This window comes from Actinomyces capricornis (genome assembly GCF_019974135.1).
GTDB lineage: Bacteria > Actinomycetota > Actinomycetes > Actinomycetales > Actinomycetaceae > Actinomyces > Actinomyces capricornis.
Window position 1 is genome coordinate 1,275,684 of record NZ_AP025017.1, and the last position, 20,491, is coordinate 1,296,174.

At 70.1% G+C, this 20,491-nt stretch carries 17 protein-coding genes; 6 read left to right on the forward strand and 11 right to left on the reverse strand.

The window, feature by feature from the left end:
• Nucleotides 1-36 precede the first annotated feature (36 nt).
• The 6 genes from MANAM107_RS05080 to MANAM107_RS05105 all read right to left on the reverse strand — a co-directional run bounded on the left by MANAM107_RS05080 (nucleotide 37) and on the right by MANAM107_RS05105 (nucleotide 5,182).
• The gene (locus tag MANAM107_RS05080; protein ID WP_223911949.1) at nucleotides 37-402 is read right to left on the reverse strand and encodes a hypothetical protein; all 366 of its coding nucleotides are present in this window, start codon (nucleotides 400-402) and stop codon (nucleotides 37-39) included.
• Nucleotides 403-732: 330 nt separating this feature from the next.
• Nucleotides 733-1,188, reverse strand: a complete 456-nt coding sequence (gene rplI, locus MANAM107_RS05085; protein ID WP_223911952.1) for a 50S ribosomal protein L9 — start codon at nucleotides 1,186-1,188, stop codon at nucleotides 733-735.
• 14 nt (nucleotides 1,189-1,202) lie between these two features.
• Nucleotides 1,203-1,439 (reverse strand): 30S ribosomal protein S18, encoded by a 237-nt coding sequence (rpsR, locus tag MANAM107_RS05090; protein ID WP_124933066.1) that lies wholly within the window; start codon nucleotides 1,437-1,439, stop codon nucleotides 1,203-1,205.
• Nucleotides 1,440-1,523: 84 nt separating this feature from the next.
• A complete protein-coding gene (locus MANAM107_RS05095) occupies nucleotides 1,524-2,123 on the reverse strand; it encodes a single-stranded DNA-binding protein (protein ID WP_223911954.1) in 600 nt (199 codons plus the stop codon).
• Nucleotides 2,124-2,149: 26 nt separating this feature from the next.
• Entirely contained in the window at nucleotides 2,150-2,437 is a 288-nt protein-coding gene (gene rpsF, locus MANAM107_RS05100; protein WP_223911957.1) for a 30S ribosomal protein S6, read from the reverse strand.
• A gap of 210 nt (nucleotides 2,438-2,647) precedes the next feature.
• Nucleotides 2,648-5,182, reverse strand: a complete 2,535-nt coding sequence (locus MANAM107_RS05105; protein ID WP_373314070.1) for a transglycosylase domain-containing protein — start codon at nucleotides 5,180-5,182, stop codon at nucleotides 2,648-2,650.
• 607 nt (nucleotides 5,183-5,789) lie between these two features.
• On the opposite strand from MANAM107_RS05105, the gene MANAM107_RS05110 reads away from it, so the two are divergent.
• Complete coding sequence (locus MANAM107_RS05110; protein WP_223911963.1) at nucleotides 5,790-7,148, forward strand: anaerobic C4-dicarboxylate transporter; 1,359 nt, start codon at nucleotides 5,790-5,792, stop codon at nucleotides 7,146-7,148.
• 66 nt (nucleotides 7,149-7,214) lie between these two features.
• On the opposite strand, the gene MANAM107_RS13065 is transcribed toward MANAM107_RS05110, so the two are convergent.
• Nucleotides 7,215-7,349 (reverse strand): hypothetical protein, encoded by a 135-nt coding sequence (locus MANAM107_RS13065; protein ID WP_263421929.1) that lies wholly within the window; start codon nucleotides 7,347-7,349, stop codon nucleotides 7,215-7,217.
• A 12-nt stretch (nucleotides 7,350-7,361) separates the two neighbouring features.
• Here MANAM107_RS13065 and MANAM107_RS05115 point away from each other — a divergent pair, with 12 nt between their 5' ends.
• Both MANAM107_RS05115 and MANAM107_RS05120 read left to right on the forward strand, forming a co-directional pair.
• Nucleotides 7,362-10,766: a PPi-type phosphoenolpyruvate carboxykinase family protein gene (locus MANAM107_RS05115; RefSeq protein WP_223911966.1), complete on the forward strand. Its 3,405-nt coding sequence runs from the start codon at nucleotides 7,362-7,364 to the stop codon at nucleotides 10,764-10,766.
• Between the two features lie 289 nt (nucleotides 10,767-11,055).
• Nucleotides 11,056-13,887, forward strand: coding sequence for a cation-translocating P-type ATPase (locus MANAM107_RS05120; RefSeq protein ID WP_223911969.1), 2,832 nt, complete (start codon nucleotides 11,056-11,058; stop codon nucleotides 13,885-13,887).
• A gap of 141 nt (nucleotides 13,888-14,028) precedes the next feature.
• On the opposite strand, the gene MANAM107_RS05125 is transcribed toward MANAM107_RS05120, so the two are convergent.
• Nucleotides 14,029-15,012, reverse strand: coding sequence for a helix-turn-helix transcriptional regulator (locus tag MANAM107_RS05125; protein WP_223911972.1), 984 nt, complete (start codon nucleotides 15,010-15,012; stop codon nucleotides 14,029-14,031).
• A gap of 93 nt (nucleotides 15,013-15,105) precedes the next feature.
• Here MANAM107_RS05125 and MANAM107_RS05130 point away from each other — a divergent pair, with 93 nt between their 5' ends.
• Nucleotides 15,106-15,543 (forward strand): VOC family protein, encoded by a 438-nt coding sequence (locus tag MANAM107_RS05130; RefSeq protein WP_223911975.1) that lies wholly within the window; start codon nucleotides 15,106-15,108, stop codon nucleotides 15,541-15,543.
• A gap of 460 nt (nucleotides 15,544-16,003) precedes the next feature.
• The gene (locus MANAM107_RS05135; protein ID WP_223911978.1) at nucleotides 16,004-16,336 is read left to right on the forward strand and encodes a helix-turn-helix domain-containing protein; all 333 of its coding nucleotides are present in this window, start codon (nucleotides 16,004-16,006) and stop codon (nucleotides 16,334-16,336) included.
• An 18-nt stretch (nucleotides 16,337-16,354) separates the two neighbouring features.
• On the opposite strand, the gene MANAM107_RS05140 is transcribed toward MANAM107_RS05135, so the two are convergent.
• From MANAM107_RS05140 to MANAM107_RS05150, 3 genes are all read right to left on the reverse strand, one after another.
• The gene (locus MANAM107_RS05140; protein WP_223911981.1) at nucleotides 16,355-17,173 is read right to left on the reverse strand and encodes a hypothetical protein; all 819 of its coding nucleotides are present in this window, start codon (nucleotides 17,171-17,173) and stop codon (nucleotides 16,355-16,357) included.
• The gene (locus MANAM107_RS05145) at nucleotides 17,170-17,928 is read right to left on the reverse strand and encodes a class I SAM-dependent methyltransferase (protein ID WP_308443644.1); all 759 of its coding nucleotides are present in this window, start codon (nucleotides 17,926-17,928) and stop codon (nucleotides 17,170-17,172) included. Before MANAM107_RS05145 ends, MANAM107_RS05140 begins: the two co-directional genes overlap by 4 nt.
• Nucleotides 17,929-18,037: 109 nt before the next feature.
• The gene (locus MANAM107_RS05150; protein ID WP_223911985.1) at nucleotides 18,038-19,309 is read right to left on the reverse strand and encodes a GNAT family N-acetyltransferase; all 1,272 of its coding nucleotides are present in this window, start codon (nucleotides 19,307-19,309) and stop codon (nucleotides 18,038-18,040) included.
• A gap of 136 nt (nucleotides 19,310-19,445) precedes the next feature.
• Here MANAM107_RS05150 and MANAM107_RS05155 point away from each other — a divergent pair, with 136 nt between their 5' ends.
• Nucleotides 19,446-20,195, forward strand: coding sequence for a siderophore-interacting protein (locus tag MANAM107_RS05155; RefSeq protein WP_223911989.1), 750 nt, complete (start codon nucleotides 19,446-19,448; stop codon nucleotides 20,193-20,195).
• Nucleotides 20,196-20,491: the final 296 nt, after the last annotated feature.

Here is a 20,491-nt window from a genome sequence, read left to right on the forward strand (position 1 = left end):
GTTGCGGCGAACATGCGCTTCATCGTCAGCAGCTACTCAAACCTCAACGCCCTCATCCTCATAAGGGATTCTCGCCTGGCCGTTCCAGTTCGAACGTGAATCAAAGTAATCCGCACTATTTGGCTCGCTCTGCCAGTCCTCATGAATATCATCCTTCAGGCGGATGAAATCATCGATAATAGTCTGAATAATTCCTTGCATCGATTCCGCCAGACTATCAGCTACCGGAGAGTCCCACAGATCTCCCCCATAACCGAGCCCTCGAGTCAACGCTACAGGCTTCGCAGCCTCGCCGACCATATTTGCGCCAACCTCATCTACCTCATCCTCGGCGGTATCGTCGACGGCCTTAATGGCATCCTTCTTCAGGTTCTTATAACTAAGCGTTGTCGGATCGGTCACAGCTATCACATCCTTCGGCTAATCAATCATACGGACGGTCATCAATGGCGGCCTAAGAAACGGCTCATTAGAAACCGCTGGTGGGACGCGAGTCCCACCTCGCAAGTCTCACCAAGCCGGCGGGATGCAACTATGGAGATCTTCTTCATCCGGCGGCACACCTGAGAAATTTTATCAAAACGTAATAGTGATGCCAAGCCCATTCTCAGTTCCTCACGGAATCTCACCCATTCCCACCCGACGGAGACCCCCTCTCCGGTGGAGATAAGACCGAGGGCCCACCCCCAGATGGGGGTGGGCCCTCTGAGGCAGACGCTGCCTCGAACCCGCTCAGCGGGCGGCGACGACGTTGACCTCAATGGGGGCCACGACGTCGGTGTGCAGACGCACCGAGGCGCTGTGGCGCCCGGTGGACTTGATCGGCGGGACGGTCTCGATCTTGCGGCGGTCGATGGCCGGGCCGCCGGCGGCCTTGACGGCCTCGGCCAGCGCCGAGGTGGTCACCGCGCCGAAGAGGCGGCCGTTGGCGCCCGCCGAGGCGCTGACCGTCACGACGTTCTCGGTCAGCCATGCGCGGGCGCTCTGGGCCTGCTCCAGGGACTCGATGGAGCGGCGGCGACGCGCCTCCGCCATCTGGTCGATCTGGCGCTGCGCACCCTTGGTCCACGGGGTGGCCAGCTTGCGCGGCAGCAGGTAGTTGCGGGCGTAGCCGTCCTTGACGTCGACGACGTCGCCGGCGCTGCCCAGGTGGGACACGTCGTGGGTGAGGATGAGCTTGGTGGTCATGGAATCCCCTCCGTTCAGCGAGCAGAGCTCGAGTAGGGAAGCAGGGCCATCTCCCGGGCGTTCTTCACGGCCTTGGCGATCTTGCGCTGCTCCTGGACGGAGACGCCGGTGACGCGACGGGCGCGGATCTTGCCACGGTCGGAGATGAACTTGCGCAGGGTGGCAGTGTCCTTGTAGTCGATCTTGCCGACCTTGATGGCCTTGACCGGACCGACCTTCTTCTTGGGCTTGCGAAGTTGGGGCTTCGCCATGGTGGTACTCCTTGGTCTGAGCGCTCAGGCGCTCCACGAGATGAATAGTGGGGGGAACGGCAGAGTCGGCTCTGCCCGGCAGGATCAGAAGGGGGGCTCATCCCCGAAGGAGGTCGAGCCGCCCGTGGCCCACGGGTCGTCCGGGGCGCCGCCGGCGGGGGCGTTGTAGCCGCTCTGGCCGCCGAAGCCGCCGCCCTGACCTCCCTGGTTGTAGCCGCCCTGGGGCTGACCGCCCTGCTGGCCGCCGAAACCGCCCTGGGGCTGACCGCCGAAGCCACCGCCCTGGCCCTGCTGGCCGCCGAAGCCGCCCTGGCCGCCGCGGGACTGGCGGGTGACCTGGGCCTTGGCGTAGCGCAGGGAGGGGCCGATCTCATCGACCTGCATCTCCACCACCGTGCGGTTCTCGCCCTCACGGGTGGTGAAGGAGCGCTGGACCAGACGGCCCTGGGCGATGACGCGCATGCCCTTGATCAGCGACTCGGCCACGTTCTCAGCGGCGTCGCGCCAGATGGAGCAGCGCATGAACAGCGTCTCGCCGTCCTTCCACTCCCCGGCCTGGCGGTCGAAGGTGCGCGGCGTCGAGGCGATGGTGAAGGAGGCCACCGCAGCCCCCGAGGGGGTGAAGCGCATCTCGGGATCCGCGGTGAGGTTCCCGATAATGGTGATGACAGTGTCTCCGGCCATGGGTGTTCTCCGTTCCCGGTTGAGGCTCAGGCCTCGGGACGCAGCAGCTTGGTGCGCAGGACGGTCTCGTTGAGGCCGAGCTGACGGTCCAGCTCCTGAGCGGTCTCAGGGGTGGCGGTCAGATCGGCGACGACGTAGAAGCCCTCGGACTTCTTCTTGATGTCGTAGGCCAGGCGGCGCTTGCCCCAGACATCGACCTTGTCCACCGAGCCCCCGCTGCTGGGAACGACCTGCAGCAGCTTCTCCAACGACTGGGAGACTGTGCGCTCGTCCGTCTCGGGGTCGAGGATGATCATGATCTCGTAGTGACGCATGCTTGGTACCCACCTCCTCTGGTCTCAAGCGGTCACGGTCCTTCCGTGACAGGAGGGTGATGCGTGCGGTGCGCCGTCGGGATGACCCGACAGCGCGACCAGTCGGCCACACTACCGGAGAGCCCCACTCCCCGGAACCCGAGGAGGCGGGCCGACGACGTGCCATGCAACACGTCGTCGGCCCGCCTCCCGCAGGCTCAGGCGCCGGCCTCAGCCGTCGCGATCGTTCTGGTTCGGCCGGTTCTGGTTCCCCCGGTTCTGGTTCTGGCCTCCACCATTCTGGCCCTGTCCGCCCTGGCCCTGCTGATCCGGCTGCTCGGGCTGAACCGGGGGCACGGGCTGCCCCGGATCCTCCCCCTGCCCCGGATCACTGGGACCCAGGCCTCCCCCGTTGGTCGGCTGGTCACCGCCCTCCGGGCGCTCGGTCTCACGGGGCGCCTCCGTCACCGGCCCCTCGGGCGTGGGCTCAGCCGTGGGCTGCTGCTCCTCGGGTGTGGCCTCGGCCGTGGGCTGCTGCTCCTGCGACTGCTCGACGGTGGGGGCCATCGTGGGTGCCTGGGTCTGGTAGTCCTCGGCCACCTCCCCCGGCTCGCCGTACAGAGCGCCGCGCGAGTAGGAGGCGTCGGTTCGCGGCGGGAACTCCTCGATGGGCACGTCCTGGAGCGCCTGCTCCATGTAGTTGACGAACAGGTCGGCGGGGTAGGTGGACCCGGTGACCTCCGGGTACTCGCCCCACGGGGTGATGGACTCCTCCTCGCCGTTGGGCCCGGACTGGTAGAGGGTCACGGCTGTGACCACCTGGGGGGTGAAGCCCACGAACTGGGCCGACTTGTTGTCCGAGGACGAGCCGGTCTTGGCGGCAATGGGCCGGCCCAGCGCCGCGACCTTCTCCGCACTGCCGTAGCGCACCACCTGCTGGAGGGCGTAGTTCGTGTCGGCCATGACATCCTCATCGAAGGCGCGCTCGCCCTCCGTGGCCGCGGTGTGGGCCGCCGAGCCATCGGGCTTGGTGGCAGAGGCCACGATATGGGTGTCGTGGCGCACCCCCTGCGAGGCGAAGGTGGCGAAGGAGCTGGCGATGTCAATGGTGTGCGGCGAGGCCGAGCCCAGCACGTTCTGCACGAAGGCGTCCATGCCCTGAGTGTCCTCGGGGTAGCCGGCCCGGATCGCCACCTTGTTCGTCTCCTCCGGCCCCAGGTCCGCATTGAGCTGGAGGTAGGGGGTGTTGATGGAGTAGGCGGTGGAGTCGATGAGGTCCCTCCAGCCGTAGGAGGCATCCTGGAAGTTCTGGAAGGAGTGCCCATCGATCGTCATGGGCGAGTCCCCACGGTAGCCGTTGGACAGGGTCAGGCCGTTCTCCAGCCCGGCCACCAGGGCGAAGGGCTTGTAGGTGGACCCCGCCTGGGCCACCGCATCCGTGGAGGTGTTGACCTGGTTGGTCAGGTAGTCGGGTCCGCCGTAGAGGGCGAGGATGCCCCCGGTCTTGGCGTCGATGGAGACCATCCCCACCCGCAGGTTCTCCGAGTACCCCTCGGGCAGGGACTGGGCGGTGGACACGATGGCGTCCTGATCGGCCTTGTCGATGGTCGTGACGATCTTCAGGCCGCCGGTGTCGATCTGCTGGTCGCTCAGGCCCGCATCCGCCGTGAGCTCGGCGCGCACCATCTGCAGCAGGTGACCGTTGGGGCCCTCGTAGACCTGCTCGTTCTTCGGGGTGATGGTGGTGGGGAACTGGGCGGAGTCGTAGTCGGCCTGGGAGATGTAGCCGTCGGCGAGCATGAACTCCAGGACGCGCTGCCAGCGCTCCTGAGCCTTCTCCGGGTTCTCCTGCGGATCCCAGCCGCTGGGCGCGGGCAGGATGCCCGCCAGCAGGGCCGCCTCCGAGACCGTCATCTCACTGGCGGGCTTGTCGTAGAAGGCCTGGGAGGCCGCCTCGATCCCGTAGGCGCCGCGTCCGTAGTAGACGGTGTTGAGGTAGGCGTCCAGGATCTCCTGCTTGGACTGCTCCCGGTCGATCTTGACAGCCATGATCGCCTGCTGGAACTTGCCGAAGTAGGAGTCCGTGGTGTCCACGTAGTAGTTCTTGACGTACTGCTGGGTCAGGGTCGAGGCGCCCTGGGTGTCCCCGCCGCGCAGGTTGTTCCACAGAGCTCGGGCGATGCCCTTGGGGTCCACGCCCTTGTTGGTGTAGAAGCTGCGGTCCTCGGAGGCCACCACTGCCTGGCCCACATAGTCGGGGATGGTCGATCCGTCCACGATGGTGCGGTCGACCTCGGCGAACTCGCCCATGACGGTGGTGCCGTCGGCGTAGTAGACCGTGCTGGTCTGGGCCTGGGCGAACTCGCTGGGGTCGGGGACCTTGATGGTGGAGTAGGCGTAGGCGAACAGGCCGAAGACGGCCAGGACCGCCAGGAGGAAGCATCCCAGGACGAAGCGCCAACTGGGGATCCACCGGTGGATGGGGCCCTTGCCCGCACGCGGGTAGTTGAAGAATCGACGGGCGCCGGTGCGCGCCGGCTTGCGCGCCTTGCCGGCCTTCCCGGCACTGGCTGACTTCGCGGCCTGCGCCATCTTGCCGCCGGCCGTCGCCGGGGAGGCGGCCATCGCCTGGGTCGCCTGCCCCCCTTGCGAGCCCTTGATGGATGTGCGGGCCGGCCTGGCGGGGCCCTGCCGGTCCGCATTCGCCGCCCGGGCGAGCTTGCCGCCGCCGGGACGCGGACCCGCCCCATTCCTGCTGTCTGCCACGCGTTCCTCGTTTCCATTGACTGCCATGGACCGGCACCGGCTGTCGCGGGCGGGCACGGGCCGAGCCGACCGCGGCGGCCATGACGGTTGCCGAACTGTTGTCAAGTATGGCGCCCCCGCGGCCTTCATGGATAGCGGAAGAAACCCAGGAAACCTTCAGGGGTTCTCGAGGTCACGGCGCGGCACCGCCTCCTCGACGACGGGACGAGCGACGTCGTCGAGCACCGGATGGGCAGCAGCGCAGGCCAAGACCCGTGCCCACGAGCCGGAGCGCAGCCCCTCACAGCACCTCCCCAGGCGTGAGGCAGTCATCACCTTTATGACCAAAACCTCCCGGAATCCCAGGCTCCCGGAGCACCGGGCACCAATCGCCGTCGTCGCACGAAAGTCCCAGACGGCCCGCCCACGGGACCCGCCGCACGCGATTTCTACCGACGAGACGGCTGAAAACCCGTGCGCCGCCCACTGCCCGGGCCTACCGTGGAGGGAAGGAGCGGAGCCGCCGGCTGCCCCGCAGCCCGGAGCCGCTATTGGTCCGACGCCGGCCGCTGCGGCCACCGCGATCACCGCATGTCCGGCGCGGAGCACTCACGCCGGGAGGCCCGCCATGGACGTCGTCATCATCATCCTCCAAGTCGCCATCATCCTGGCCTGCCTGGTCTTCGGCGCCAAGAAGGGCGGGATGGCCCTGGGCCTCATCGCCGGCATCGGCCTGGTCGCCCTCGTCTTCGTCTTCCGCCTGGAGCCCGGCGAGCCGCCGGTCTCGGTCATCCTGACCATCCTGGCCGTCATCGGTTGCGCCGCCACCCTCCAGCAGTCGGGGGGCCTGGATGTCATGATGCAGACCGCCGAGCGCCTGCTGCGCAAGCACCCCGAGCAGGTCACCATCCTGGGGCCCCTGGTCACCTGGACACTGACCGTCCTGTGCGGCACCGGGCACGTGGTCTACACGATGCTGCCCATCATCGCCGATATCGCCATCAAGAAGGACATCCGCCCCGAGCGGCCCATGGCGGCCTCCTCCGTGGCCGCCCAGATGGGCGTGACGGCCTCGCCCGTCTCCGTGGCCACCGTCTCGGTGGTCTCCATCATCTCCGAGCACACCGACAAGCACTGGTCGGTGCCCCAGATCCTCATGATCTCCATGCCCGCCTCCCTCGCAGGCGTCCTCCTGGCGGCCCTGTGGTCCATGCGCCGGGGCAAGGAACTCGACGACGATCCGGACTTCCAGCGCCGCCTGGAGGACCCCGAGTTCCGCAAGAGCGTCTACGCCGGCTCCAAGACCCTCATCGGCAAGGTCTTCCCGCCTCAGGCCTACCGGGCCACGTGGATCTTCCTGGGGGCCATCGCCCTGGTGGTGGTCCTGGGCGCCTTCGACGTCCTGCGCCCCTCCTTCTGGAACGAGGAGGACCAGGCCGTCGAGCCCCTGAGCATGAACCTGGTCATCCAGATGATCATGCTCGCCGCCGGCGCCCTCATCCTGCTGACCTGCAAGGTGGAGGCGGGCAGGATCGCCTCGACCGCCGTCTTCAAGTCCGGGGCCACCGCCATGTTCTCGATCTTCGGGGTGGCCTGGATGACCGAGACGGTGGTACAGGCCCACCTGGGCTCACTGGAGAAGGGCCTGACCGGCGTCCTGGCCGATCACGTGTGGATGTACGCCATCGTCCTGTTCATCATCGGCAAGCTGGTCAACTCCCAGGCGGCGGGACTGCTCATCGTGGCGCCCATGGCCCTGTCCCTGGGTGTCGACCCGGTCGTCGTCGTGGGCTTCATCGGCGCCTCCTACGGCTACTTCATCCTGCCCACCTACCCCTCGGACCTGGCCGCCATCGGCTTCGACCCCACGGGCACCACCCGGATCGGCAAGTACATCATCAACCACTCCTTCCTGGTCCCCGGCCTCATCGGGGTGGCCACCTCCTGCCTGGTGGGCTCCGCCCTGGCCCAGCTGCTCCTGAGCTGAGGGCCCCTGGGCCCCTGAGAACCCCTGGGGCCCCGCCCGCGCTCCTGCCCCGGCCACCGCCGAGCCTCACCGCGGCACCGCCGTCGCACCGCCCTCATCCCGGGCCCGCCCGGGCCCGCCCGGGGCCCGCTCCACGATCTCCACGATCTCCACGATGCGGTCATCAGGGCACTTGATGACGCCCCGATGTCCGAACCCCACTACCCTGGCGATATGAACACTGCTGCGGCAACAACATCAGCGATCGCCCTGCGCCTGGAGCTGCTGGGGCTCCCCGTCCCCTCCGATGCCGTCCACGCCGAGACCAATCGGCTCATGTCCCCGATCCTGGCGCGCCAGCGCGAGCTCTCCCGCCGCCTGGCCCACCGGCCCTGCGCCGCCGACAAGCGCATCCAGTCCTTCCTCGACTCCTACCTCGACGGCGCCCCGGTCGCCCCCCAGCTGCCCCGCTCCACCTTCGTGCTGGATCAGCCCGGCCTGGCCCGCGAGCTGTCCCTCCCCGTGGGCGCCACCAGCTTCGAGTCCGACTACGTCTCGAGTTACCGCATCCTGGGCGGCGTCCTGCACAACCCCCGCAACGACCGGCGCACCACCGCCGGCGTCTTCCACATCGCCGAGGGCGGCCTGCCCATCCCCGACGACAAGATCGCCGTTCCCCGAGACACCTTCGCCCGCCTACTGGCCCGCGCCGTCGAGGCCCCCGAGGGCCTGCTGACCCTGCCCTGGGCCTCCCAGCAGGACGAGCCGGCCCGCGCCTGGGTCTCCCTGCTGCTGCGCCCCGTCGTCGTCCCCGAGGTCCCCGGCTTCTCCGCCCAGCGCACCATGGAGACCCGCTTCATCGCCCCCGGCGGCCTGGTCTCCAACCTCGACTTCGTCGAGGGCATCTTCGGCAACGCCGGCGACCCCTACCTGCCGGAGAACGACTCCTCCCTGGCCCCCGAGTCCTGGACCGGGCACACCGGCTGCGTCATCCTGGCCCCCCACCTGACCCAGGTGACCAAGAAGGAGCTGGGCCTGCCCCGCTGGGAGGAGGCCACCGAGCGCCAGCGCCGCGACGGCATGTGCTACCGCAGCGAGGACGAGCTCTACAACGGCGGCCAGGCCTTCAAGTGCTGCGCCCGCGACGAGCGCGGCGTCATCGTCACCATCATCGCGGACAACTACTTCGGCTACTGCAAGAAGGAGGTCAAGACCCAGATCGGGTATTCGGCCAACCTCTTCGGCTGCGTGGAGGAGGAGCACGCCGGGGGCGCCATCGCCTTCCCCCGCTACAACCTGGGCCAGGAGTACACCGAGAAGCACACGCCCGCCGAGGCCACCGTGGCCGGGGCCATCGAGCTCAGTGGCGGGCGCTTCGAGGCGCGTCCCGAGGGCCACGCCGTGGACCGCGAGGACGAGTCCATCATCATCGTGCCCGGGGGCGCACACTACTCCATGCGCACCCAGACCGTGACCTGGCCCCGCCCCGACGGCTCCACCGCCTCGATCCCGCTGCTGGTCGGCAGCACCTACATCACCCCCTTCGGCTACCGGGTCCACGCCAAGCACCGCGAGGGCGACCCCAAGCAGTGGCACCTGGTGGGCACCGCGCCCTGGGCCACCCACGCCCACAAGCCCGCCACCGTCTCGGGCGGGGGCAAGTCGGAGATCTCCAAGTCGCTGCTGGACGCCTTCGTCTTCGGCGAGGCCTACATCGGGGATGTGGAGGCCGATCTCGACGCCGTCCAGGCGCTGCTGGACCGCGACTACTCCCAGCGCTTCGCCGACCCGCAGGCCAACGGCAAGGACCACCGGCCCATCCTGTCCGCCGAACGCTCGCTGGGCAGTGTCATCAAGCTCTTCACGCCCTCCTCGGCCTTCAGCCAGGAGCACAACGCCTTCCTCGAGCAGATCCCCAACCACGTCAAGGAGCTCGTCTTCACCGTCAAGCGCTACTACCAGCCCGACTGGGGCCAGCAGTGGCGCCACCACTTCTCGGTGGGCCTCATCAACGGCCGCCAGGGCAACTCCCTGCGCCTGGACGGGGAGGTGGTCAAGGTCAACATGCTGCGCGTGGGCTTCGAGGCGGACGGCTCCTGGCGCCTGCTGTCCCTGCGCCCGGACTTCTCCCCGGCGGCCAAGGTCCAGACCGAGGATGACATCACCGCCTCCATCACCGTGCCCGGCGGCCTGCGCTCCACCGCGGGCTCCAGCGTCTCGCGCAAGTTCGTCGCCAACTGCGAGCGCCTGCTCTTCCAGCGGCCCGACGACGCCATCGTGCGCGGCTACGACAAGCAGACCGAGGCCGACATGGCCGACCCGGGGCCCGAGGGCATCTTCGTGTCCAACTTCGAGCCGCTCACGCCCGCCGACGCGCGCGCCATGATCGACGACGCCCCGGGCCTGTCTCAGTTCACGGCCCCCATGCAGGACCTGGTGCGCCGCGCCGCCCAGCAGGACGACGAGGAGGAGGTCTACTGGGTCTCCTCGGCCGACCCGCGCCTGGTGGACGGCAAGCGCTCGAAGAACCCCCGCTACCTCCAGGTGCGCCCCGACCTGGCCCGCCCCCAGGACGCGGCCCTGGCCGAGCTGTCCACGCACCTGTACCACGGGCTGGCCCTGGCCGAGCCTCTGCGCCACTACGTCGACGTCGTCGCCGCCGGGCGCCGCAACAACCCCCCGGAGGAGGGGGTGCCCCCGCTGTGCGCCTACAACCCCCTGCACTACATGGAGCTGCCCGAGCTGTTCATGGAGTTCATCTCCTCCATGACCGGGAAGTCGCCCTCGACCACGGGCGCGGGCAGTGAGGGCGCCCTGACCAAGGCCCCCTTCAATGCGCTGCCGGCCATCTACGACCTCAACGCGGCGCTGCTGTCCTACGCGCTGGGGGGCTACGACGGCTGGCTGTCCTCCGCGGGGTACATCGGCCCCAAGGTCAAGGTGGCCCACGACATCTCGCTGCTCATCCCCGAGATCTTCTCGCGCATGACCGCCGAGGAGCGCGACGCCCAGGCACTCATCGAGCACGGGTTCCTGGAGCGGATGGAGGACTTCACCCACGAGGGCCGCACGATTGAGGCCTCGCGCCTGGGCTACCGCATGAACCAGGCCTTCGCCTCGACCTTCTTCGGGCGCATCTTCCTGCACCCCGACGTGGTCTTCACCGAGGAGATGCTGCGCCCCGAGCTGCAGGATCCGGCCGTCTTCGCCGACTCGGTGGAGGTCATCGTCACCACGCACAAGGTGGTGGCCGAGCACTACCGGGCCGATGGCTCGATCGAGTCGGCGGTGCCGCCCCTGCGCGCCCTGCTGGAGATCATGATCGACGGCACCAGCCGTGAGGGCTGGACGCTGGCCAGCCCCGAGTTCCGGGCCCTGTTCGAGCGCGAGGCGATCCTGGCCTCGGACTGGTACGCCACCCGTCTGGAGGCCAAGGTGGCCCGCGACACCCGCCAGGCCCGCCAGGCCATCGAGGACCTCACCCGCTTCTCCACCGCGGAGAACAATGAGGAGGTCGCCGCCCGCCTGGACACCGAGGGGCGCCTGGCCGAGGCCCGCGCCTGGCTGGACGAGGTGACCTCCCCGGCCTACCGCGAGCACCTGGTGGGCACCCTCGGCCTGGAGCCGTCCCTGGGCTGAGCCAGGATCGATCGAGACGGTGGTGGGCCCGGGGCATTCCCGGGCCCACCACCGTTGAGTGCCGCTCGAGAGCGCCCCACCCCGGCCCCGTTGCACATCTTCACCGCCCCCACCGGCCGCCGACCCCGGCCTTCCCGCAGGATCCCGTCCACCCCGCCGCCGAAGAGGTGCGACAGGCGGGCGCCAGGGGTGCGGCCGATCCCACAGACGCCAGGGGAGAAAGCCCTCGCACGAGCCTGCCCGCCTCTGGTGTGATGGGGCCGTGACCGCATCATCATCAGCCACCACTGTGGCACCCACCGATCACCCCTGGGCCCAGCCGGCCGACGCCGTCGCCGCGGCCCTGGGCACCGACGCCTCCACCGGCCTGAGCGCCGCCGAGGCCGCCCGGCTCCTGGCCGAGCACGGCCCCAACGAGCTGCCCTCCAAGCCCCCGGTGCCCGCCTGGAAGCGCTTCCTGGCCCAGTTCAACGACCCTCTGGTCTTCCTGCTGCTGGGGGCGATCGTCATCTCGGCCATCGCCTGGGTGCTGGAGGGCGCCCACGGCATCCCCGTGGACTCCCTGGTCATCCTGGCCGTGGTCACCCTCAACGCCGTCCTGGGATTCATCCAGGAGAACAAGGCGGCCGACGCCGTGGCGGCCCTGTCGGAGATGACCAAGGCCACCTCCACCGTCCTGCGCGACGGGGCGCGCCTGGTCATCCCCTCCTCCGAAATCGTCGTCGGCGACATCCTCATCCTGGGCGAGGGCGATCAGGTGGGGGCCGACGCCCGCCTGCTGTCCGCCGCCGCCCTGCGCGTGGTGGAGTCCTCCCTCACCGGCGAGGCCGACGCCATCACCAAGTCCTCCGACGCCGTCGCCGCGGACGCCGACCTGGCCGACCGCACCGGCATGGTCTACCGCGGCACCTCCGTGGCCCAGGGCACCGGCAGGGCCATCGTGGTGGCCACCGGCGGGGACACCGAGATGGGTGCCATCGCCCGCATGCTCGACGCCGTCGAGGAGGAGCCCACCCCGCTGCAGGAGGAGATCCACCAGATCTCCAAGATGCTGGGCATCATCGTGGTCGTCATCGCCGTGGTGGTCGTGGGCACCCTGCTCATCCTGGCCGACGATCGCAGCGCCGAGACCGTCATCCACGCCCTGCTGCTGGGGGTCTCCCTGGCGGTGGCGGCCGTGCCCGAGGGCCTGCCGGCCATCCTGTCGGTGGTCCTCGCCCTGGGCGTCCAGCGCATGGCCCTGCACAAGGCGGTGGTCAAGAAGCTCACCAGTGTGGAGACGCTGGGCTCGGCCTCGGTCATCTGCTCGGACAAGACCGGCACCCTGACCCGCTCGGAGATGACCATCCAGGAGGTCGTCACCGCCTCGGGCACGGCCGTGGTCACCGGGATCGGATACGCCCCCGACGGCCAGGTCTCCCCCGACGCCGACCGCGACGGCCAGCCCGACGCCGACCCCCTGGAGGGCGCCCTGGCCGACGAGGTCATGGTGGTCCTGTCCGGGGGCACCCTGGCCTCCGACGCCGAGCTGAGCGTGACCGACGAGGTGTGGAGCGTCGTGGGCGACCCCACCGAGGGCGCCTTCCTCGTGGCCGAGAAGAAGCTGGGCACCGATGGGCACCGCGAGGGCCGCTTCGAGCGCGTGGGCGAGGTGCCCTTCACCTCCGATCGCAAGATGATGTCGGTCCTGCACACCGACACCAAGCACGGGATGATCATCATCTCCAAGGGCGCCCCCGACGTGCTTATGGAGCACTGCACCCAGGTGCGCATCGACGGCAGCGCCCAGCCGCTGACCGATGAGATCCGCCGGCGCTTCACCGACCACATCGCCGACATGTCCGGGCGCGCCCTGCGCACCCTGGGGGTGGCCTACCGCGTGCTGGATGAGGCCGAGGCCGCCCGCGTCAGGGCCGCCGGCCAGGGCGACGCCGACTTCTCCGACATGGAGCGCGACCTGGTCATGGCCGGCGTCGTGGGCATTATCGACCCGCCGCGCCCCGAGGCGGCCACGGCGGTGGCCGAGGCCCACCGCGCCGGCGTGCGCGTCCTCATGATCACCGGCGACCACCCGGCCACCGCCGGGCGCATCGCCGCGGACCTGGGGATCGCCGAGCGCGGCGCCCCGGTGCTCACCGGCCGCGAGCTGACCGTGATGGACGACGAGGCGCTGCGCGAGGCGATCGCCGCCACCAGCGTGTACGCCCGCGTGGCGCCCGAGCACAAGATGCGGATCGTGGGGGCCCTGAAGTCCCAGGGCCACACCGTGTCCATGACCGGCGACGGCGTCAATGACGCCCCCGCGCTGCGCGCCGCGGACATCGGGGTCGCCATGGGGATCACCGGCACCCAGGTGACCAAGGAGGCCGCCACCATGGTGCTGGCCGACGACAACTTCGCCACCATCGTGGACGCCGTGCGCGAGGGCCGGCGGATCTTCGACAACATCAAGAAGTTCCTGCGCTTCCTGCTGTCCTCCAATATGGGCGAGGTGCTCACGGTCTTCTGCGGCGTCGTCCTGGCGGGGGTGATCGGCCTGTCCGACCACTCCGAGACCGGCGTGGTGCTGCCCCTGGTGGCCACCCAGATCCTGTGGATCAACCTGGTCACCGACTCCGGCCCGGCTCTGGCCATGGGCGTGGATCCCAGCGTGGAGGACGTCATGGGCCGCCCGCCGCGCAAGCCCACCGATCGCGTCGTCGACGGCGCCATGTGGGCGGGCGTGCTGCTCGTGGGGGCCGTCATGGCCTTCTCGACCCTGGCGACCCTGGACATCTTCCTGCCCGGTGGGCTGATCGAGGTGGGCGTGTCCACCGACGACCTGGCCACCGCGCGCACCGCGGCCTTCACCACGCTGGTCTTCGCCCAGCTGTTCAACACCCTGAACTCGCGCTCGGAGACGGTCAGTGCCTTCAAGCACCTGTTCGTCAACAAGTGGCTGTGGGGCTCCATCGCCCTGGCCATCGTGCTTCAGGTGGCCGTGGTGGAGGTGCCGTTCCTGCAGGCGGCCTTCTCCACCGCGCCGCTGGACCTCACCCACTGGCTGGTCGTGGTGGTCATGGCCTCCCTGGTGCTGTGGGTCGATGAGATCCGCAAGCTCATCATGCGCGCCCGGGGCTGACCCGCCACCGCCCCGACCGGCTGCGGCGGCCCGCCCGCACTGTCGGGCACACGCCCCCTCCGCCCTCACCACTGGGCGGAGGGGGCGCCGTCGCCTGCCCATGGCGACGGCGCAGCGGGGCTCACAGAGCTTCCACGAGATTCACTGCACCGCCGCCAGGACCTGCCCCGCGAGCTCACGCAGGGCCCGCGTCAGCTCGGGAGGATCCAGGACCCGGACATGTGCAGCGAGACGGGGCAAAACCTCAGTTGCATGCGAGACATCAGCGAAGAACGCCCGTATCCGAACCACGGCGGTGGGGCTCTCAGAGCCTTCCGGCCCACCCGCTCCCCTTACGGGCCCATCGGCTGCCCCCGCCACCTCCTCGATCCTCACAAGTCCCTGCAGGACGCCCAGGACGCAGCGCTGCACCTCCAAGGTCGCCGTCATGGGCGAGAAGCGCTCCTGGAATCCGCAGCGCGCCCTGGCCCACTCCTGGGCGAGGTCGATCTGCGGGGCATCCGCGTCCACCTCTCCCACATGGAGGCGCTCCAAGCGATCAAGCCGGTAGAAGCGGATGCGTTCCGCCGTCGATCCCGCCACCAGATACCAATCCGAGGCGGCGCACAGCAGACCCAGTGCCGTCGTCGAGACATCACTGACCCGTCCCGATCCACCCGAGGTGTAGCGGAAGCGCACCCGGCGGAGCCCCTGCACGGCATCGAGGGCATCGGCCATCGGCGGTCCAGCGGATCTGGACAGCCACCCCGCAGGGTCGATGAGGACGCGCGAGCCGACGAGCAGTGCATCCCGGTCGACGGTCCGGCGGATCTTGCCCATCGCGGACTGCAGGAGGCTATCGAGTCCCAGCGCTCCGGCACCGGGGACGCAGATCACCGACGTCAGGGCCAGCGCCTCATCGTCACTAAGGCCTAGGACGTCGGGCCGGTAGTCGGCCAGGAGCATGACACCACCGTGGCGCCCGCGCTCGGTGTACACCGGGACCCCTGCGGCGGACAGGGCCTCGACGTCACGCAGGACCGTCCTGGTACTGACCTCAAGTACCGTCGCGAGCTGCCCGGCGGGCATGGGAGTGGAGCGCCCGCGCAGGAGCCACAGCATCCGTAGCAGCCGGTCGGCCCGCATACCCCCTCCATACACGCCAGAAGACGTCATGTATCGACCCGACAGTAGTCCACATAGGCGGAATCTCCGCAACGCACCGTCGATAGGAGCATCATGAGGGCTGATCTCAGCGCCTACATCAGCTTCGGGGGCAGGGCTCGCGAAGCACTGGAGTACTACCAGCAGTCCCTGGGCGGGCAGGTGGTCATCGAGACCTTCCGGACATGGGGGATCCCCACGGCCCCAGGGCATGAGGACGACGTCGTCTACGGCGTACTGCGCACCGACAACGGGTTCGTGATCCGGGCCCGGGACCACCGGTTCGAGGGCACCTCCCACAGTCATCTACACCCGGGCGGTGAGCAGAGCGCGGGCTGGGCCCTGTGCCTCAATGGTGAGGAGGCGGAGCGGCTCGCCGACTGCTGGGCCAGCCTTGCCCGTCGTGCCTCGATCATCGAGCCTCTCGAGACCGCGCCATGGGGAGATTGCAACGGTGTCCTCATCGACCCCTTCGGCATCAGGTGGGTCGTCAATATCGGGGACTCGGAGTAGCGGAACCCAGGCAGCAGCGGCCGGCCCGGATCATCAAGCGCCCCCTCCGCCCTCACCACTGGGCGGAGGGGGCGCCGTCGCCTGCCCATGGCGACGGCGCAGCGGGAGGGCCCTCCCCGGCCCGCCCGTGCCGGCGCCCACCAATCACTCAGAGAAGAGGGTGATACTGAATGGGCTCGCGGTGATAGGCAGCTGATTCCCACCAGGGCGGAGACCTTCCTGAACGGCATCAGCCCCTGTCATGGGCGGGCCTCCGGGGATGGGGCCGTCATCACGATCGCCATTGCCGGGGCTCATCGACCGCGGGCGGCCGGCCGCCCAGGCATCCGCTCCCGGGCATCTGCCGATGCCTCCTCCGGGACATCCTGCGATCGAGATCCTGACGTGACCAACGATGAAGGACATCCAACTAATGAGATGATACAGATATTCCTGAGACGAAGGAGTCAGCAGACTGCTAGTGGATGCGTATCGCATCCTGACTCATAGAGAGCATGGTGTTGTTGTGAACGGGCGTCAGAGCCACGAGAACCTCGAGGCCGCGTTCCAGGAGTACGGCCGTTTCCTGTCGGTGCCGGAGACCGCCGAACTGCTGGGAATGACCAAGCAGGGCCTCTACAACTGGGTTCGCGAAGGCATCGTTCCAGCCTACAAAGTCGCCTCGACCTGGCTGATCCTGCGCGATGACCTCAAGGAGCTCATCCGCACCGGATCCAACCAGACGAGAACCACCCACGATTCGACGACGGATCCTCCGGCCGTGCTGTCACCGGATCCTGCGGATTCGGAATGATCGACCATCACCGGGTGATCACTGACCATCAGCGCGGCCAGCCACATCGGCCGGCCCACGACGGCCCGCCACATCCCCGGCCCCCGCTGCGCCCCGTGCCCGCGCCCAGGCGCCCGCGCGCAGGACAACCAGGGTGCTCAGTTCGGCGGTCAGAGCGGTAGCACCCACCCGCCACCAGGACAGCCACCCTCCCAGGAGCCAGACCACCGCCGCTGTCATGACCAGGGTCAGGCCCGCCGAGACCGGTGTGAGCACGCCCCGGCCGCTGAGCCCACCGTGATCCGGCGCTGCTCCGCCCACGCCCCGGCCCAGGTCCGGCTGCGGCTCCGTTACGGCGTCGTCGATAGCCGCCTGACCCTGCCCGAAAGCGCCGGCCGGCGGCCTCCGCGCACCTAGGACGATCCCGGCCAGCAGCGCCCCGGTGCTCACCAGGGCTCCCGCGGCGGCGCAGGCGGCGGCATGCAGCAGAGGCTGGGGTGCCCCGCCCAGGCGCAGGCCCACGGCCAGGGCCAGGGCCCAGGGCGTGAGGGCCAGGTCCAGGACCAGGAGCACCAGGCCCGTCCAGGCGCCCGGGCGCAGGCCGGCGCCCAGCGGGGGCAGGGCGTGGCGCAGCGCGATATACCCGGCGCCCAGCGCGCAGGCGGCGGCGAGCCAGGGCAGGGCGGGGACTCCCGCCCACCCCAGGGCCACCATGGCCACTATCCCGGCCCCCATGAGGGGTGCCTGGCGGCGCAGGATCGAGCGCACGTGCTCGGCCATGACCACGACCTCGGCGAGCCAGGCGGGAATGCCCTCGTCGTCAGCGCCGGGCGGGGGACCTGCCGCCCCGCTGCTCATGCCGGCCCCGACGGGGCCGCTTCCCCCGGCTCCCCCGGGTGGGCCCGAGCCTCCGGCTCCGCCGGCACCGCTGAGGCCGCCGACTCGACACCCACTGCCCGCGCCGTCGCTCCCCCCTCCCCGGCAGGCCGGGACCCCGGCCGGCGAAGGCAGAGGACGGCGTCGGCGCGGCGGCCGACCTGGCCCTGGGGCCCAGTGGCCTCGCGCCAGCGCTCCTCGGCCACCACCGTCTGCCAGCCCGCGACGGACTCGCCGATCTCCTCCAGGAGCTCGGCTGCGGTGTAGGTGCGGGCGTGGTGGGTGTGCCAGGGAGGGTTGATGGCGTGCACCGCCACCAGGAGATGACCGCCGGGGGCCACACGCCCGGCGGCGTCGGCCAGCAGGTCACCCAGACGCAGGCCGCCCTCCTCGGGCCCGCCGTGGACGTAGAAGCAGGTGACCAGGTCGAAGGGGCCCTCGGGCAGGCTCTGGCCCCCGTCCTGGACCAGGGCGCTGACCTGCTGGTCCAGGCCCCGGCGGGCAGCCTCCCGGCGCAGGCGGTCGATGGCGGTGGGCGACAGGTCCACCGCGGTGACCCGCCATCCGCGCTCGGCCAGCCACAGGGTATCGGCGCCCTCGCCGCAGCCGATATCGAGGCCGGCGCCCGGCTCCCAGTCCCCGGCGAGCTCCGGCAGCCAGTCGTTGGGGCGGCCCGACCAGAGCCGGTCCACCGAGGCATAGCGCGCCTCCCAGTGCGCGGCGCGTGAGGTCGTCATGGCGGGAGCCTAACGGGTCGACTGCCCGGCACCACGGCGGGCAGCGGCCTGACACGGCGGCCAGTGTCCAGATCCCTGGCAAAGGGCCCGACGGCGGGTCCCGCGCCCCTCAGGGCCGTCGCGCCCGCAGCCGGAAGCGCCGGGCGGTCAGGCGCACCGGACCTCCCCCGCAGTCGCGGTGGATCCGGGCCAGGGTGGTGGCATACCCGGGCACGGTGAAGTCCTCGGGGACGTCCCAGGGCACATAGCCCCAGTACTCCACGAGGGCCTCGACATCGGCCAGCTCCAGGGGCCCCTCCCAGGCCTCGCACTCCTCAACCACCAGACCCGCCTGCCGGCTGCGCTCGGCGACGATGCCGGGGCGCACCTGGGGGAACAGCGGCTCAGTGGCGAACCACCGATGGACCTCGGGGACCTCGGTGCCGTCGACCTGCTGGGTGATGAGCAGGCCGCCGGGTCTCAGCACCCGGGCCGCATCGGCGGGAGAGAGGGCCTCGTGGCGGTTCATCACCAGGTCGATGCCGGCCTCGGGCACCGGCAGGGGGTCGGGGCCATCGGCGTCATGGGCGAGGACCTCGACGGCGGGCTCCAGGGCTTGCAGGCGCTCGCGGGCCACTGGAAGGTTGTCCTGCCACCCCTCGGTGGCCGTGACCTCCAGGGCCCGGCGCTGGTCGTCGCTGAGCTGCGCGAGGAGCCCGGCCAGGCGCTCCCCGCCGCCGGTGCCCATGTCCAGGACTCTTGACCGGCGGTCCTGATGGCCCTCCAGAGCCCGAGCGGCCAGGGCTCGCAGGGCCTCCAGGCACTCGGCCTCGAAGTCCCAGGGCGGGCTGCCCATGGTCATCCGCCCGGATAGCGCGGAGAAGTCCCAGCCGACCATGCGCGCCGCCCGGTGCGCGCGCTCCCAGCGCTCGATGAGCGCGGGCCCGGGCTCGGAGCGCTCGCAGTGGAAGCGGGGGACGCCGGGCCAGCGCGGGTCCGGGGGTGCCGGCGACGCCTGGAAGCCGAGGGCTCGGTAGAAGCCGACGGCGTCATCATCGGTCCGGGCCGCGATGCTGGAGCCCAGGAGGGCCAGGCGGTCCACCAGCTCGCGGCCCTGCCCCTGACCGCGCTGCGCCTCATCGACGGCGATGTACTCCAGGGCGACCCGCTGCCCCTCGATGAGGGCGGCGGCCAGGGAGGTGGGGCGCCCAGGCGGCCCAGTGCCAAGCACGACCATGGCGGGCAGCTCCTCGGCCAGGAGACGGCGCAGCTCGGGCTCGGGCTGCCCGCAGGCGGCGCGCATGAGCTCCAGGGCCTCGGGGCCGGCCAGGTCCCCGCGCTCCAGCCGGCGCACTGCCGTAGCCGCCCGACCCGATCGCGCGTGACCCGCCGTGGTGCCCATGGCTGGGAGCCTACATCGCCGGTTCGGCGCAGCCAGGACATCGACGCAGCCCATCCGCCATCGTGACAGACGAAGAAAGAAGGTAAGGTTTACCTTATATGCGAGGAGGGCGGTGCCCCGGAAGGCGAGGTCGTTGATGTCCCGAGGATTGCAGGGGGCGGTGCTCAAGGTGCTGCGCGCCCCCGAGCACACACTGGAGATCACCGGTGTCCGCGAGCGCGAGCCGTACACCGAGTTGAGCGTGCACTGCCCCAGCCTGCTGGGGGCTCAGACCGAGCCCCTGCCGCCCACCACCTGGGTGCGCATGTGGATTCCCGACGGCGAGCGGGAGTACCAGCGGGCCTACACCCTGGTGCGCATGGACCGCCAGGAGGCCAGCGCCCAGATCCTGGTACTGCATCACGATCCCGCGGGTCCGGCCTCCCGGTGGGCTCGCGCCGCCCGGCCGGGTCAGACGGTGGACATCCAGGTCATGGGCGGCACGCGCTACCGGGCGCCTGGTGAGGGTGAGCGGATGCTCCTGGTGGGGGATTCGGCCTCGGCCCCCGCGCTGGCCGACGCCGTGGAGGCGGCCCCGCCGTCGTGCCAGGTGGAGGTGGTCATGGTGGCGGGCGCGGAGGACCGCCTTCCCCGGGCTGGCCGGGAGCATGGGTGGCGCCTGGTGGATCCGCAGTGGCCGCAGGCCGGGCTGCTGGCCGCTGCGGATGAGGCGCTTGGGGCGCTGGGCTCGGCGACCTGGGCCTGGGTGGCCCTGGAGAGCAGCCTGACGCGCTTGGTTCGGCGCCATCTGCTGGAGGCGGGACTGGCGCGCCGCGCCATCCAGTCCCAGGCCTACTGGATCCGCGGCCGGGCCATGGGCGTGGCCGCGGAGACCAGCCGGCGGTGAGGGGGCCCGCTGGACCCGGGTCCTCCCCGGAGAGGCCGCAGATGAGGTCCCACCCGGTTGCACATCTTCGCCCCGCCTGAAAGCGGGACCAAGTCGAGGAGCGGCATGATTCCGCGGTTCTTGTTCGCGCCGCAACGCTGAAGATGTGCAGCGCGGCCCTCGTTGCACATCTTCAGCATCTGAGCACACACCCGATCCGCGGAATCATACGGATCTTGGAGACAGCACCAGCCCAGGGGCGCTCGAAGATGTACCGCACGCAGACCTCCTGATCCGCAACACGGCCTCGGCGCGTG

Excerpts from the sequence above, each read along its gene's own strand:
- rplI (WP_223911952.1), bottom strand. The coding sequence starts at position 1,188 with ATGACCACCAAGCTCATCCTCACCCACGACGTGTCCCACCTGGGCAGC.
- rpsR (WP_124933066.1), bottom strand. The coding sequence starts at position 1,439 with ATGGCGAAGCCCCAACTTCGCAAGCCCAAGAAGAAGGTCGGTCCGGTC.
- MANAM107_RS05095 (WP_223911954.1), bottom strand. The coding sequence starts at position 2,123 with ATGGCCGGAGACACTGTCATCACCATTATCGGGAACCTCACCGCGGAT.
- rpsF (WP_223911957.1), bottom strand. The coding sequence starts at position 2,437 with ATGCGTCACTACGAGATCATGATCATCCTCGACCCCGAGACGGACGAG.
- MANAM107_RS05110 (WP_223911963.1), top strand. The coding sequence starts at position 5,790 with ATGGACGTCGTCATCATCATCCTCCAAGTCGCCATCATCCTGGCCTGC.
- MANAM107_RS05115 (WP_223911966.1), top strand. The coding sequence starts at position 7,362 with ATGAACACTGCTGCGGCAACAACATCAGCGATCGCCCTGCGCCTGGAG.
- MANAM107_RS05125 (WP_223911972.1), bottom strand. The coding sequence starts at position 15,012 with ATGCGGGCCGACCGGCTGCTACGGATGCTGTGGCTCCTGCGCGGGCGC.
- MANAM107_RS05130 (WP_223911975.1), top strand. The coding sequence starts at position 15,106 with ATGAGGGCTGATCTCAGCGCCTACATCAGCTTCGGGGGCAGGGCTCGC.
- MANAM107_RS05140 (WP_223911981.1), bottom strand. The coding sequence starts at position 17,173 with ATGAGCAGCGGGGCGGCAGGTCCCCCGCCCGGCGCTGACGACGAGGGC.
- MANAM107_RS05145 (WP_308443644.1), bottom strand. The coding sequence starts at position 17,928 with ATGACGACCTCACGCGCCGCGCACTGGGAGGCGCGCTATGCCTCGGTG.
- MANAM107_RS05150 (WP_223911985.1), bottom strand. The coding sequence starts at position 19,309 with ATGGGCACCACGGCGGGTCACGCGCGATCGGGTCGGGCGGCTACGGCA.
- MANAM107_RS05155 (WP_223911989.1), top strand. The coding sequence starts at position 19,446 with ATGTCCCGAGGATTGCAGGGGGCGGTGCTCAAGGTGCTGCGCGCCCCC.